Genomic DNA, 14261 nt, shown 5'->3' with positions numbered 1-14261 from the left:
GCCAGGCCCGATCAGGCGGTATAGGCCTTGACGTTCTGGGTCTGCTCGCCCAGGCCATCGATGCCCAGACGCATGACATTGCCGGGCTTGAGCCAGACGGGCTCGGGCTTGATGCCCATGCCGACACCCGGCGGTGTACCAGTGGAAATGATGTCGCCGGGCTGCAGGCTCATGAACTGGCTGACATAGGACACGACATTGGCCACGCCGAAGATCATGGTCTTGGTCGAGCCATTCTGATAGCGATGCCCGTCGACTTCGAGCCACATGCCGAGATTTTGCGGATCGGCGATTTCGTCCTTGGTGACGACCCAGGGGCCGATCGGACCAAAAGTGTCGCAACCTTTGCCCTTGTCCCATGTGCCGCCGCGCTCGGTCTGGAAGTGGCGCTCGGAGACATCGTTGACGAGGCAATAGCCGGCAACGTGATCGAGCGCGTCGGCTTCCTCGGTATAGCGGGCTTCTTTGCCAATAACGATGCCCAGTTCCACTTCCCAGTCGGGCTTGATGGCGTTCTTGGGAATGATCACGTCGTCATTCGGTCCGATAATGGCGCTGGTCGCCTTTATGAAGATGATCGGCTCTTCGGGGATTTTCGCGCCGGTTTCGGCGGCGTGGTCGGCGTAGTTGAGGCCGATGCAGATGAATTTGCCGACATTGGCGACGCAGGCGCCGATGCGCTGGTTTTCGTCCAGTTTAGGAAGGGAGTCGATGTCGGCTGCGGCGATTTTTGCCAACCCTTCGGGGGTCAGTGCTTCGCCGCCAATGTCGTTGACGATGCTGGACAAGTCGCGAATGGATCCATCCTGGGCGAGAATGGCGGGCTTTTCAGCGCCCTTGGCGCCGACGCGAAGCAGTTTCATGGCGGGGTCTCCGTTGTCTGTCGGCTGCTCATAAGGCTAACATGTTAGCCTGTCGAGGGCGGCTTTGGTTCAATCCGTTCCGTTTCAGGCGGCTGGGCGGATAATGCCCTTCTTCAGGATGATATTGCCATAAAGCCGCGTTTCTCCTGTCTGGACCAGTGCGGTGGCGCTCCTGGCGCGATCATAGAAGGCGAAGCGCTCGATGGTGGAAAAGCGGAAATTGGGTTCGTGGCGGGCAAGCATGGCCTCGAATTCGGCGACGATCGGCGGGCGCGCCTGGGGATCGCCGACCACTGCCATGCCGATGGCCGCCTCATCGACGAATTCGTCCAGCGGCATTAGCGTCAGGATCGCATCAAGCATGTCTGTGGCGGTAATGCCGTCGGCGCGATGCGTTCTGGGGCCCAGAAAAGAGGCCGGGAAATTGGCGTCGACGATGACGATTTCGTCGCCATGGCCCATGGCGCGAAGGGTGGCGAGAAGTTCGGGGCCAAGAATGGGTGGAATGTTTTTGAGCATTTGGGTCTCCAGGGGTGCTCAGCCGAATGGGAAGTCATCTTTTTCCGGGGCGAATTCGGCGCCGTCGGCAAAATGCTCGGCATGGTCGGCGGCGAAAGCGAACAATTCCACCATTACCGCGTCGATATGGGCGCGGATGGCGGCAATGGCCTGGGGCGCATTGGCCGCCAGGATACCGTCGAAAATGGCCTGATGCTCGGCAATGGTCAGGGCCAGCCGGCGCGGTGTGATGATCATGCGGCGGGCGCGGTCGAGATTGGCGCGGGCGCGGTCGATGATCGCCTTGACCTTGGACAGGCGCATAGTGCGGAAGATGATGTCGTGGAAATCGACGTCGATCTGATGGAAAGTTTCGGCGTCGTCGCGAGACGCAGCTTCGCGCTGTGCCGCCATATTGGCGTGCAGCGCGGCGATGACGTCTGCATCATGCTTGCCGATAAGGACGCGCAGGGCCTCGCTTTCGAGCCCCTTCCGGATCAGCATATATTCGCGAACATCGGCGATTTTCACCAGCGAGACAGTGGATCCGCGCTGGGGCGCGATGTCTACCAAACCCTCTTCGGCCAAACGCGCCAAAGCTTCGCTGACCGGAAATCGAGATACGCCGAGCTGGGCGCAAATGGCCGACTTGTCAAGCGTCATGCCCGGCGGCAAGGCCAAAGTCACGATGGCGTGGCGCAGCGTATTGGTGACGTCCACGGTGACGCTGCCGCGCGAAAATGTGCCCGCCGCAGGGAGAAAATCGTAGGGACCGGCTTCCGTTTTCATGCTAACATGTTAGTTAGAGGTGTGTTCAAAGACAATGCCGATTTCCTCCAAGTCAGCGATGAACAGGAGGTAAACCAAGGCATGGAAAAGCACCATTATATTTTCCAGGCCCCCGGAAGACCATTGCCATGACCGACATCATGACCCGCCCCGCAGAGGGCAAGACGCTGGTGCTCAATGCTGCCGACAATATCGCCGTGGCATTGTCCAATCTGGATGTGGGCACAATGACTGCACAGGGTGTTTCCATCATCCGCCGGGTGCCGCGCGGGCATAAATTCGCCACGAGGGGCATCGGGGCAGGTGAGGCCGTTCTCAAGTTTGGCCAGATCATCGGCTTTGCCAAGGAGGCCATCGCTCCTGGTGATTGGGTGCATGAGCATAATTGCGGCATGGGTGGCGCGGATGGCTCGTTGACCCATGATTATGCGTTCTCGCAGGGCGTCGTCCCGGTGGATGTCCTGCCCGCCGCCCAGCGGACGACGTTTCAAGGCTTTCGCCGCGCCAATGGCTCCGTCGGCACACGCAATTATATCGGCATCCTGACATCGGTGAATTGCTCGGCGACAGTGGCCAAGTTCATGGCGGAAGCCATCAATCGATCAGGAATACTCGACGATTACCCCGAAATCGACGGCGTCATCCCCTTCGTGCATGGCACTGGTTGCGCCATGGACCTGCAGGGCGAGGGTTATCAGATCTTCCGCCGCACGCAATGGGGTTACACGTCCAACCCCAATCTTGGCGCGGCTTTGCTGGTGGGGCTGGGCTGCGAGGGGTTCCAGATCGACAGGATGAAGGAGGCCTACAACCTCAAGGAAACCGACACTTTCCAGACCATGACGATCCAGGAGATCGGCGGCACGCAGAAGATGATCGATTGGGGCGTCGAACGCATCAAGGACATGTTGCCGGTGGCGGCAAGGGCGCGGCGCGAAACGGTCGATGCCGGTCATTTGACGCTGGCGCTGCAATGTGGCGGCTCGGACGGCTATTCGGGCATTACCGCCAATCCGGCGCTGGGCGTCGCGGCGGACATTCTGGTGAAAAATGGCGGCACGGCGATCCTCTCGGAAACCCCGGAAATATATGGCGCGGAGCACTTGCTGACACGCCGCGCCGTGAACCGGGAGGTCGGTGAAAAGCTGATCTCGCGCATTCATTGGTGGGAGGATTATACCGGTCGCAATGGCGGGGAAATGAACAACAATCCCTCGCCAGGCAATAAGTTGGGCGGGCTGACCACGATTCTCGAAAAATCTCTGGGCGCGGCGGCCAAGGGTGGCATGAGCCCCCTGACTGCGGTTTACGAATACGCCGAAAAGGTCACCGAAAAGGGCCTGGTATTCATGGATACGCCGGGTTTCGATCCGGTTTCCGCCACCGGGCAGGTGGCGGGCGGGGCCAATATTCTCGCCTTCACGACCGGACGCGGCTCGGCCTATGGCTGCAAGCCGGTGCCCTCGATCAAGCTCGCCACCAATTCGGACATGTATGCCCGCATGCAGGACGATATGGACATCAATTGTGGCGACATCGTCGAAGGTGTTTCCATCGAGGCCAAGGGGCAGGAGATCTTCGAACTGATGCTGCGTGTTGCCTCCGGCGAAGAGACAAAATCCGAAGCGCTGGGCTATGGCGACAATGAATTCGTACCCTGGCAGGTCGGGGCGGTGATGTAGCCGGGCGTCTGGCTTTCTTCAGCCTTGTGGGCCGCGCCGTTGATGGCTGGCGCGGCCTGTTGTGGCAGTCAGTTCCCGTCCGTGGCGGCCTTCGCATCGGGCTTGGAATAATCGCCGACTCCGAACAGCCGGCCGTTTTCAGCGATCAGGATAAAAACCAAAGCCAGCGCGCCCGTGAGGAAATAACCCGCGGCAGTGGGGATCGTGGTGCCGTTGAAAAGCTGGCCGGTCAATGAGCCGATCAAAGCTCCGCCCACGGTCTGGATGAAACCGAAGACCGAAGCCGCCGTGCCAGCGACTTTTCCCAAAGGCTCCATGGAAAGCGAGTTCATGTTCGACGAGGCCCAGCCGAAGCTAAACATGATGATGGCGAGAAGGCTGAAGAACAGCCAGAGCGGCATCAGGTCGTTGAGCGCCAAAACCAGCCAGATACCCGAGAAAAACGTGAAAACCAGCATGGCGCCATGGGACAGCCGCCGCATCCCAAACCGGCGCACGACGCGCGAGTTGGTGAAAGATGAGATCGACATAAGGCCGGCCATGGCGGCGAAGGCGACGGGGAAATAGACGCCCAGACCATAAATATCGACATAGATCTGCTGGGACGAGGTGATGAAGCCGAACAGCGCACCAAAGAGAAACATGCCAGCCAGGCCGTAGGAAATGGCGACGCGATTGGTGAAAACCAGCCGGAAATTGTCGATGATGCCTGAAACGCTCAGGGGCCGACGCTGGCTCAGCGGCAGGGTTTCAGGCAGACGCATATAGGTCCAGACCCAGAGCGCCAATGCCAATCCACCCATGAAGAAGAAGATGGATTGCCAGGGGCCGGTCAGCAGCAGGATCTGGCCGATGCCGGGGGCGATAATGGGAATGGCCATGAAGACCATGAATGTGAGGGACATGACTTCGGCCATTTCGCGGCCCGAATAGCGGTCGCGGACCACCGCTTGCGCGATTACGCGCACGCTGGCCGCACCCATGCCCTGAATGAAGCGCAGCACCAAAAGAGTAGTGAAGCTGGGAGCGAAAGCGCCGGCTATGGCGGCGATGACGTAAATGCCGACGCCGATGAGCAGAGGCGCGCGGCGGCCGAAGCGATCGGTCAGCGGGCCAAAGGCCAAAACCGCGATCCCCATGCCCAGCATATAGGCCGTAACGACAAATTGCCGCTCATTTTCGCTGCTGATACCCAGCGCCTCGCCCATATAGGGCAGGGCGGGCAGCATCACGTCGATGGCCAGGGCGTTGACCGCCATCAGCGCGGCGACAAGGGCAATGAATTCGGGCCGGGAGAGAACCCGCGTAAAGTGATCTGACATGTCTGAAACTCGTCATGGCCGCGACAATGGCGGCCGAAAGGAATTATCGGACCATGAACCTGTGGCCCCGGTTTGGCAAGCAATCAATCGTCATTAACCGATGGATGGCTACGCCGGTTTGAGCATGAAGCCCGCGTCCGAGCGCTCGTTGATGGGGATGTGGATGGCAGCCGAGGCCAGACCGAGAATGATGCCCAGATACCAGACGAGGTCATAGGCGCCGGTCGCGTCATAGACATAGCCACCGAGCCAGACGCCGACGAAGGAGCCGATCTGGTGGCTGAGAAAGGCAATGCCATAGAGCATGCCCATATAGCGGGGGCCGAAGAACAGACTCACCAGGCCGGCTGTCAGCGGAACGGTCGAGAGCCAGAGCAGACCCATGACGGCAGCGAAGGCATAGGCAGTGACCTCGCTAACGGGGAACAGCAGGAAAGCGGCGATGGCGATGGCGCGGAGGAAGTAGATCACGGCAAGCAGCAATTGCTTGGGCAATCTGCTGCCCAGCCAGCCAGACATGAGCGAGCCGACGATGTTGAAGAGCCCGATCACGGCGATGGTCCAGGACCCGACATCGGGTGAAAGCCCGCAGGCCACAAGATAGGCCGGCATGTGGACGTTGATGAAGGCGAGGTGGAAGCCGCAGACGAAGAAGCCGATAACCAGCAGGCGGTAGGAGCCAAAGCCCCAGGCGCGCGACAGCGCCTCCATGAATGGCAGGTCCGCCTGGCCGGGCGCCGATTCCGTCCGGCCGCGCAGAGCGACCGATAGCGGAATGATGAGCAGCAGGAGCATGGCGATCCAGACCAGCGCCATCTGCCAGCCGAAGGCATTGATGAACCCCTGGCCGAGCGGGGCGAAAATGAACTGGCCAGCGGAAGACGCTGCGGTCGCAATCCCGAAGACGAAGCTGCGCTTTTCGGCGGGAACCACGCGGCCAAACGCCGCCATGACCACACCGAAGGACGCGATGGCGATGCCGACGCCCGTCACGACTCCAGCGGTCAGCGTCATGGTCAGCGCATCAGGCGAAAAAGCCATGCCCAACAGGCCCAGGGCATAGACGATGCCGCCGACGGCAAGAACGCGGGCAGTGCCATAGCGATCGGCGATTGCTCCGGCAAAAGGCTGGGTGAGCCCCCAGACCAGGTTCTGCACGGCCATGGCCATGCCCCATTGCTCGCGGCTGAGCCCGAGATCTTCGGTCGCCGGCAAGGTGAAGAGCCCGAAAGAGCCACGGGTGCCGAAGCCGATGGCGGCGATGATGCAGCCGCAAATGATGACCAGCGGAAGCGGGACGGCGGGGCGGACGGCGGTGGACATATAAAGATTCTCCGGCAGGCGCGGCACCATATGCTCGCCGACGGCATCACGCAAAACGATAATAGCAAATGGCTGGCATCAGCCGGCGTGATGGGTTGACGTTTTGGTCAAAGGGGAGGAAACGGTGCGCGATATGAGGAGCCTGCCTTGATCCGCCACATCGTTTTCTTCACCGCCAAGTCACCCGACAAGATCGACGCCATCTGCGAAGGGTTGTCGCTGTTGTCGGACATACCGCATAGTGATGTTTTCGAGGTTAGTCGCAACAACAAGGTCGACCTCTACGGCAATGAGGTGGATGTCGTGGTCTATGCCGAATTTGCGGACAGGGCGGCGTTCGATGCCTACAAATCCCATCCCAATTATGCCGAAGCGACCCGGCGCGTACGCCCGCTGCGCGACATGCGCCATGCCGCCGATTTCGAGGCTGTGACGCAACGCTAAATAGCAAAAACCCCACCGGGTTAGAGTGGGGTCTTCGAAATCTGCTTTAGCGGGTCAGGCGCTTTGCTTGACGGTGATGCCAGCCTGCTCGAAGTGGGTCTTGAGCTCACCCGACTGGAACATTTCGCGGGTGATGTCCGCGCCACCGATGAACTCGCCCTTCACATAGAGCTGGGGAATGGTCGGCCAGTTGGAATAGGTCTTGATGCCGTCGCGCAATTCGTCGTTGGCCAACACGTTGGCGCTGTCGAACTCGACGCCGAGATAGTTGAGAATCTGCACGACCTGGCCGGAAAAACCGCATTGCGGGAAGTCCGGGGTACCCTTCATGAACAGGAATACGTCGTTGTTTTTCACCTTGTCGTCGATGAAGGCGTTGATGTCGGTCATGGGTGGAGCCTTTCGAAAAGTCCGGGGTCAAGGTCCGGCTGAAGCTGCCTTTAGATAGGTCAGGATTGGGACGCTGTCGAGTGTATCGCAGATCAACGATTGGCACTGTGTGCGCTGGCGCAAGCAAAGGCGAGGGTCAGGCCGAGGCTAGTTTTTCTGCGATCCAGGGATGCTCGAAAAAATCCCTGTTGGTATCGAACAGCACCGCGTCCCAGCCATGGGCTCGGGCGCCATCCACGACCTTGGGCGTGTCGTCGAAGAACAGCGGGGCCTCGTCCTGGGCGCCGATACGCCGACGGATGAAATCGAAATATGCTGGATCGGGCTTCCTGATCCCGACCCGTGCCGAATGGAACATGTCATCGAATATTTGGCTGAGTCCGCACTGGGACCAAAGCCAACTCGCACGGATATGTTCCTGATTGGTCGCAACATAGAGGCGAATATCGGACTTGGCCTTAAGTTGTTTTATCGCCTGAATCAGTTCCTGATTGAGTACGCTGTCTTTCTTGAGCCAGTAATCCAGAAAGACCATCGGTGACCCTTTGTAGCCTAAGGCGGGCAAGTGGCGCTCGAGCGCCTCGATCACCGACATCTTCCCATTCACGACCTTCTTGACGAAGACGTCAAAAATGAACTCGTTGGTGAAGCGCGCCGGGTCTACCCCGAGGTCGTTCATGAGTGTGGTGTCCCAGCGTCGCGTGCGAGCCGGATTGTGGTGCATGCCATGCACCAATACGCCGTCGACGTCGAAGAAGACGGCGCGCGTCATGGGCGTTTTGCGGAGATGACGCCTAGCCCATAGAGCACTTTGGCGGGAATATCGAGGTCGCGGATCACGTCATTGTGGCGGCGGAAGCCGATCAGTTCGCGCTGCACGAAATAGCTCCAGACGGCGTCACGGGCTTCGGCGAGGCTATCCTGGTTGTCGCCGAGCGCCGCGACGGCTTTTCTCGCTCTTGCTTCGGCAGCGGCGAGCGAGCTGGCGCGCTCGGAGTTGATTTCATGCTCCAGCGCACCAGTGCTGGCTTCGGGGCGAACCATGCGGATCAGATCGAGGGAATCGCGCAGGCCGGGCATCAGGATGCTCCAAGCCCCTGCTGGCGCACGGTAATATCGCGGAAGCCGCGTTGCATGCGGTTCGGTCCTCTAGTCCGGTACGTTGGTTTGCAGGGCCAGTGCGTGCAGCGCGCCGCCCATGTCGCCCTGTAGCGCGGCATAGACCAATTGGTGCTGTTGCACGCGGGATTTGCCGCGGAATTGCTCGGAAATCACCGTGGCGGCGTAATGGTCGCCGTCACCGGCAAGGTCGCGGATTTCGATCTGGGCATCGGGCAGGGCGGCCTTGATGCGGCGCTCGATCTCTTTGGCGTCCATGGCCATGTGCTGTCTCCCCATAGGTTTGTCGGCCGAACCATCCCGGCCCATAGCCTTGATATGGCATGCAGGTCGGGGCGCTTCAACTGGGGTGGGGATAATGCCGGGAAATGGCGGTTTATTGCGGCGCGGGCTGGTCCGGTTCGGGGGCGGGGCTGGCGCCGACGCAGCATTCGGCATCGGCGCGGGTGGAAAAATTGGCGATGATGAAATCGACCAGGGGCCGGGCCTGTTCCGCCTGGTCGGCGGCGAAGATGCAGTCGAGGATATAACCGCGCCCGGTGGCGACTGCTTCGGTGTGAACCAGGGTCAGCGGAACGCCCATGGCCGAGTCGGTGCTGGTGCCTTCATAAGTCAGCGCCGTGGCGTCCTGATAGGTAGTCAACCCTTTGCTGGACAATGAAAATCCGGGAAGTGGTCCGGCCCAGGCAGCGGTGATTTCGTCATCGTCGATGCCGGCCAGCGCCGCGTCGGCAGACCAATCCGTGTCCTCGACGGGCACGACGCTCATCTCGCATTGCAGCGGGGCGTCGGGGTGATTGATGGTCAATGGGGCGTCGCCGCCGCCGGTTGCGACCATTTCCGCGGGGTAAATCAGGGTATAGGGCAGGTCGGTGAGGATGGAGCGGGTGATGTTGACGCTCTGAGCGGCGGCGAGGGCCGGCGTCAGCGCCAGCCCGAGACCCGTGAGGACGGCCAAGGCCTTGTTATGGTTCATCTGTCCGCTCCTGTTCGCAATCGCCACATGGGGAGCAAAGCACCCCAAAGCAAGGCGAACATAAGGCGGTGAGCGGCGAAAGCCAGACTAGCCGTTCATATAATTGGGGAACCAATTTTCGTGCGCAGTCGCCAAAGTTGCGACGGGGATTGGCGTTGCAGCGCCAAGTGTCAACGCATTGCTACCCGTTGAGCCGATCCAGGATGCGAAAATCCCGAGCGCCTTCGCCTCGTCCCAGAGCGCGACGATTTCATCGCCCTGCGGGTCGAGATTTAGGGTGACGAGATAGCGTCCCTGATCCTCGCCGAAGAAGGTGAGGATCGGATCATTGCCGTCCACGTCGGTCACGTTCGCGCCGATGCCGCCGGCAATCGCCATCTCGGCGAGGGCGATGCCGAGACCGCCATCGGACAGGTCGTGACAGGCGGTGACGGCGCCGGAGCGGATGAGCTTGCGGACGAAATCGCCAGTCTTCTTTTCGGCGGCGAGATCGACATGGGGGGCGTCGCCATCGCGGCGGTCGAACAGGTCGCGCAGATAGACCGACTGGCCCAGATGCGAACCGCGTTCGGCGGGGCCACCGATGAGCAGGATCGGCTGGTTGTCGGCGACGAAGCCGATGCCGACGCTCTTGTTCCATTCGGGCAGGAGGCCGACGCCGCCAATAGTGGGGGTGGGCAGGATGCCCCGGCCATTGGTTTCATTGTAGAGCGAGACATTACCCGAGACGATCGGGAATTCCAGCACGCGGCAGGCTTCGCCGATGCCTTCGATGGCTTTGACGAGCTGGCCCATGATTTCGGGGCGTTCGGGATTGCCGAAATTGAGATTGTCGGTGGCGGCAATCGGCTCCGCGCCGGTGGCGGTCAGGTTGCGCCAACATTCGGCGACGGCCTGCTTGCCGCCCTCGAAGGGATTGGCCTCGCAATAGCGCGGATTGACGTCCGAGGTGAAGGCCAGGCCCTTGTGCTCGGCGCCCTCGACGCGGATCACGCCGGCATCGCCACCGGGGCGCTGCATGGTATTGCCCTGAATGAGCGTGTCATATTGCTCATAGACCCAGCGGCGGGACGAACATTGGTGTCCGCCGATCAGCGCCAGCAAAGCCTCGGCCACGTCCATCTGCGGCACGTCGTTTTTGGCAAGAGCGGCGGGAATAACCGGCTCGGTCCAGGGACGGTCGTATTCGGGGGCTTCGTCGCCCAGTTCCTTGATCGGCAGGTTGGCGACTTCCTCGCCCTGCCAGAAGACGCGGAAACGCAGATCGTCGGTGGTCTTGCCGACCGTAGCGAAATCGAGCTCCCATTTCTCGAAGACGGCGCGGGCCTGCTTTTCCTTGTCGGGGTGCAGGACCATGAGCATGCGCTCCTGGCTTTCCGAGAGCATCATCTCATAGGCGGTCATGCGCTCCTCGCGCACCGGAACCTTGTCGAGATCCAGTTCGATGCCGAGATCGCCCTTGGCGCCCATTTCGACGGCCGAGCAGGTAAGACCGGCAGCGCCCATGTCCTGAATGGCGATGACGGCCCCGGTGGCCATCAGTTCAAGACAGGCTTCGAGCAGGCGCTTTTCGGTGAAGGGGTCGCCGACCTGCACCGTGGGGCGCTTTTCCTCGATGTCGTCGCCGAATTCGGCCGAGGCCATGGTGGCGCCGCCGACGCCGTCGCGCCCGGTCTTGGCGCCGAGATAGACGACCGGCAGGCCGACGCCTTCGGCCTTGGAGTAGAAGATCTTGTCCGCATCGGCGAGACCGGCGGCAAAGGCATTGACCAGATTGTTACCGTTATAGCGTGGGTCGAATTCGACCTCACCGCCTACGGTTGGCACGCCGAAGGCATTGCCATAGCCGCCGACGCCGGACACCACGCCCGAGACGAGGTGGCGGGTCTTTTCATGTTCGGGAGCGCCGAAGCGCAGGGCGTTCATGGCGGCAACAGGGCGGGCGCCCATGGTGAAGACGTCGCGCAGGATGCCGCCCACGCCGGTCGCCGCACCCTGATAGGGCTCGATGAAACTGGGATGGTTGTGGGATTCCATCTTGAACACCAGCGCCTGACCGTCGCCGATGTCGACGACGCCGGCATTCTCGCCGGGGCCCTGAATGACGCGCGGCCCGCTGGTGGGCAGAGTGCGCAGCCATTTCTTCGAGCTCTTGTAAGAGCAATGCTCGTTCCACATCGCCGAGAAGATGCCCAGCTCGGTATAGGTCGGCTCGCGGCCGATCAGATCGAGAATCTTCTGGTATTCATCCGGCTTGAGGCCATGGCTGGCGACCAGTTCGGGGGTGATGGCGATGTCGTTGCGCAGGGTCATTGGCGTATTGTCCGGGAGGTTCGGGCAAGAAACTTGTCGACGGCGATGACGCAAAGCGCCGACGCGGCGGGGGAGGTGGTCACGGCGAGGGCGTTGATGCGGGCCAGCGGAAGGCGGAACCGGGACGGCATCGGAATGGTGAACTGAAGCACCAGTCCGGCACGTCCAAGCAGCAGTGCCGCCCATATGAGCGCGCGGTTCCGCGTCACAGGGCTAGGCCACCTGCTTGAGAAGCGAGGTGAACAGCGCCCGCCCATCATCGCCGCCATGCGCGGATTCGATGAGATTTTCGGGATGCGGCATCAGGCCGAGCACGTTTTTCTGCTCGTTGAAAATGCCGGCAATATCGTTGACCGAGCCATTGGGATTGGTGCCCTCGGCGTAGCGGAACGCCACGCGCCCGTCGCCCTCGATGCGCGCCAGAGTGTCGGCGTCGGCGAAGTAATTGCCATCGTGATGGGCGACCGGGCAGCGGATGATCTGGCCCTTGGCATAACCACGAGTGAAGTCGGTATCGGCGTTGACGACTTCGAGCTTGACCTCGCGGCAGACGAATTTCAGCGACATATTGCGCATCAGCGCGCCAGGCAGCAGGCCAGCCTCGATCAGGATCTGGAAGCCGTTGCAGACGCCGAGAACCTTGACGCCCTGAGCGGCGCGCTCACGCACCTTGTCCATGATCGGCGAGCGCGCGGCGATGGCGCCGCAGCGTAGGTAATCGCCGTAGGAGAAGCCCCCCGGAATGACGATCAGGTTAACATCGGGGATGTCGGCGTCCTGATGCCAGACGATTGCGGGTTTTGCGCCCGAAATCTTGGTCAGCGCCGCGATCATGTCGCGGTCGCGATTGAGTCCCGGAAACACGATGACGGCAGCCTTCATCGCTCGATCCTTTGTCACTGAGGGGTGTGCGAGGCCCTTGTGGTGAGTCTTGACCGAAAAGGCAAGGGCCGGAGACGCCGCGGGCGTAAAAGTGTCCGAAAACCGGTTGGGGGGCATGCAGGGAGCGCATGCAACGGAAGGGGAGTGGCGGCGTTTATCAGCGCGGCGTTTGCGCTGCACTCCTCCAAGGGGGTTGTTCCCGGCCTTGGTCCGGGAACAACTCGCTATTCGGCGGCGGCCAGTGCCGGCTTGTTGCTGCCGGTTCCGGGCAGATGCGCCCAGGCCGGGCGCTCGAAGAGGAATTGGCCGAAGCCGACCTTCCGGACGATCCACCACAGGACCAGTGGCGCGGTGATGGCCACGGCCATGGTGAGCAGGCTCACCAGGTTGGGCTCCTCGATGCCGAAGCGCAGCAGCAGGATGCGGGCAATGCCCATGGGGAGCACGAAGGCGACATAGACGATCAGCGATTTCGAGCCGAGCCAGCGCAGCCAATTCATCCAGGGCAGGCGCACCAGAAGCGAGGCGCTGACGACGATGGCCAGCGCGCCGATAAAGGCCAGCACGAGATGGAGACCGGGCAGGGCGCCCCAGCCCATCTGGATATGCACTGGGTCCATGCGGAAGCCGGGCGAGAACACCATGAGTGCATTGAGCGCGGCCCAGGCTGCCAGCAGGCCGAGCGCCGGCAGGACATGGTCATGCGCCCAATGCGCCAGCCGGAAGATGCGTGGCGCCAAGGCATAGGCGGCGTAGAAATAGACGAAATAGGCCGCGAACTGGTCGATGAGATAAAGGCCGGTCTGGACATGGGCGATCTGGAGCGCGGCGGCGGCGATCAGCACGGCCCAATGGGGGGCTCGCGCCTGATGCAGCAGCTTGGTGACGAGGCCCATGGCTCCCAGCATGTAGATGAACCACAGAACGCCATAGGGCGAGACGATGGCCCAGGCGAGCGAGAGGGCGGCGCCGCCGGGATCGCGGCCGATCAGCGCTTCCTTGAAGACGATGTGGATAAGGGCCCAGAGGGCGTAGAAATAGAAATAGTGCACGACGCGGCGGTCGGCATAGGCGCGCCATGGCCGGTCGATCACCTGGCCGAGGAAAAGGCCGGAAAGCAGGAAGAATTCGGGCATGCGGAAGGGCATGGCGAAGGCCACTGTCCAGTGCAGGAACCCGGTGCGGCCGGTATCCTCGCCCACGCTGGCGGCGCAATACATCATGACGACGAGGAAGATGGAGAGGCCCTTGGCCATATCCACCCAGTCGAGCCTTGCCTTGCCGTTTTCCATCCCGCGCGCCCCTTTGATAAAGACGGGGGCGAGCATAGAAGGCTTATGTCACCGCCGATTTAAACCGGAAGCGACAATGCGCAAAACAGCGGATTTGGTAAGGATTTGGCTAAAGCGCGTCGCGATCCTTCAGATCCGCTCCCTGCGCTTTAGCTCCTTGTTTTGGCGCATGTCACTATCCCGAAGCCGGAGCCACTTTCGGGAGACATGCTCCAAGTGTTTGTCTTATCGCGTTTCCGAACCGGAATACCGGTATCCACTTTTCCTGGAAACGCTCCAAGGCCGGTCTTAGACCGGCACCGAGGCATAGGCCGCGAACAACAGCCCCATCGAGGCAAAGAACAGCACGGAGAGAGCAATCTGGGTTT

15 protein-coding genes are annotated in these 14261 nt (G+C 61.3%); 2 read left to right on the top strand and 13 right to left on the bottom strand.

All coding sequences use genetic code 11. The features are described from left to right. Nucleotides 1–11: 11 nt before the first annotated feature. From H0482_RS03180 to H0482_RS03170, 3 genes are all read right to left on the bottom strand, one after another. Nucleotides 12–863 carry a fumarylacetoacetate hydrolase family protein gene (locus tag H0482_RS03180; protein ID WP_193728551.1) on the bottom strand — a complete coding sequence of 284 codons (852 nt, stop codon included), beginning with the start codon at nt 861–863 and terminating at the stop codon, nt 12–14. Between the two features lie 84 nt (nt 864–947). Next, nucleotides 948–1382, bottom strand: coding sequence for an RbsD/FucU family protein (locus H0482_RS03175; protein WP_193728550.1), 435 nt, complete (start codon nt 1380–1382; stop codon nt 948–950). Nucleotides 1383–1400: 18 nt separating this feature from the next. Then, on the bottom strand, nt 1401–2150 hold the full coding sequence (locus H0482_RS03170; RefSeq protein ID WP_193728549.1) for a GntR family transcriptional regulator: 750 nt from the start codon (nt 2148–2150) through the stop codon (nt 1401–1403). A 128-nt stretch (nt 2151–2278) separates the two neighbouring features. Here H0482_RS03170 and H0482_RS03165 point away from each other — a divergent pair, with 128 nt between their 5' ends. After that, on the top strand, nt 2279–3832 hold the full coding sequence (locus H0482_RS03165; protein WP_230989424.1) for a UxaA family hydrolase: 1554 nt from the start codon (nt 2279–2281) through the stop codon (nt 3830–3832). A gap of 68 nt (nt 3833–3900) precedes the next feature. Here the strand turns inward: H0482_RS03165 and H0482_RS03160 are convergent, their stop codons facing one another. Further along, complete coding sequence (locus H0482_RS03160; protein WP_193728548.1) at nt 3901–5154, bottom strand: multidrug effflux MFS transporter; 1254 nt, start codon at nt 5152–5154, stop codon at nt 3901–3903. A gap of 108 nt (nt 5155–5262) precedes the next feature. Further along, nucleotides 5263–6477 (bottom strand): MFS transporter, encoded by a 1215-nt coding sequence (locus tag H0482_RS03155; RefSeq protein ID WP_193728547.1) that lies wholly within the window; start codon nt 6475–6477, stop codon nt 5263–5265. Nucleotides 6478–6624: 147 nt separating this feature from the next. Between H0482_RS03155 and H0482_RS03150 the strand changes: the two genes are divergently transcribed. Next, nucleotides 6625–6921, top strand: a complete 297-nt coding sequence (locus H0482_RS03150) for a Dabb family protein (RefSeq protein ID WP_193728546.1) — start codon at nt 6625–6627, stop codon at nt 6919–6921. A 54-nt stretch (nt 6922–6975) separates the two neighbouring features. On the opposite strand, the gene grxD is transcribed toward H0482_RS03150, so the two are convergent. From grxD to H0482_RS03110, 8 genes are all read right to left on the bottom strand, one after another. Beyond that, the gene (gene grxD, locus H0482_RS03145) at nt 6976–7311 is read right to left on the bottom strand and encodes a Grx4 family monothiol glutaredoxin (RefSeq protein ID WP_193728545.1); all 336 of its coding nucleotides are present in this window, start codon (nt 7309–7311) and stop codon (nt 6976–6978) included. 136 nt (nt 7312–7447) lie between these two features. After that, a complete protein-coding gene (locus H0482_RS03140; RefSeq protein WP_193728544.1) occupies nt 7448–8083 on the bottom strand; it encodes an HAD family hydrolase in 636 nt (211 codons plus the stop codon). Continuing rightward, the gene (locus H0482_RS03135) at nt 8080–8391 is read right to left on the bottom strand and encodes a DUF6665 family protein (RefSeq protein ID WP_230989423.1); all 312 of its coding nucleotides are present in this window, start codon (nt 8389–8391) and stop codon (nt 8080–8082) included. The genes H0482_RS03140 and H0482_RS03135 overlap by 4 nt, the downstream gene beginning before the upstream one ends. Nucleotides 8392–8460: 69 nt before the next feature. Further along, the gene (locus H0482_RS03130) at nt 8461–8694 is read right to left on the bottom strand and encodes a BolA family protein (protein ID WP_193728543.1); all 234 of its coding nucleotides are present in this window, start codon (nt 8692–8694) and stop codon (nt 8461–8463) included. 112 nt (nt 8695–8806) lie between these two features. Then, nucleotides 8807–9406, bottom strand: coding sequence for a hypothetical protein (locus tag H0482_RS03125; protein WP_193728542.1), 600 nt, complete (start codon nt 9404–9406; stop codon nt 8807–8809). 87 nt (nt 9407–9493) lie between these two features. Then, the gene (gene purL / locus H0482_RS03120) at nt 9494–11719 is read right to left on the bottom strand and encodes a phosphoribosylformylglycinamidine synthase subunit PurL (protein ID WP_193728541.1); all 2226 of its coding nucleotides are present in this window, start codon (nt 11717–11719) and stop codon (nt 9494–9496) included. 213 nt (nt 11720–11932) lie between these two features. Further along, nucleotides 11933–12601 (bottom strand): phosphoribosylformylglycinamidine synthase subunit PurQ, encoded by a 669-nt coding sequence (gene purQ, locus H0482_RS03115; RefSeq protein ID WP_193728540.1) that lies wholly within the window; start codon nt 12599–12601, stop codon nt 11933–11935. 224 nt (nt 12602–12825) lie between these two features. Then, the gene (locus tag H0482_RS03110; protein ID WP_193728539.1) at nt 12826–13893 is read right to left on the bottom strand and encodes an acyltransferase family protein; all 1068 of its coding nucleotides are present in this window, start codon (nt 13891–13893) and stop codon (nt 12826–12828) included. Nucleotides 13894–14261: the final 368 nt, after the last annotated feature.

Origin of the sequence: Devosia faecipullorum, assembly GCF_015158295.1 — a bacterium.
GTDB classification, from domain to species: domain Bacteria; phylum Pseudomonadota; class Alphaproteobacteria; order Rhizobiales; family Devosiaceae; genus Devosia; species Devosia faecipullorum.
This window is presented reverse-complemented; position numbering and strand designations above follow the sequence as displayed.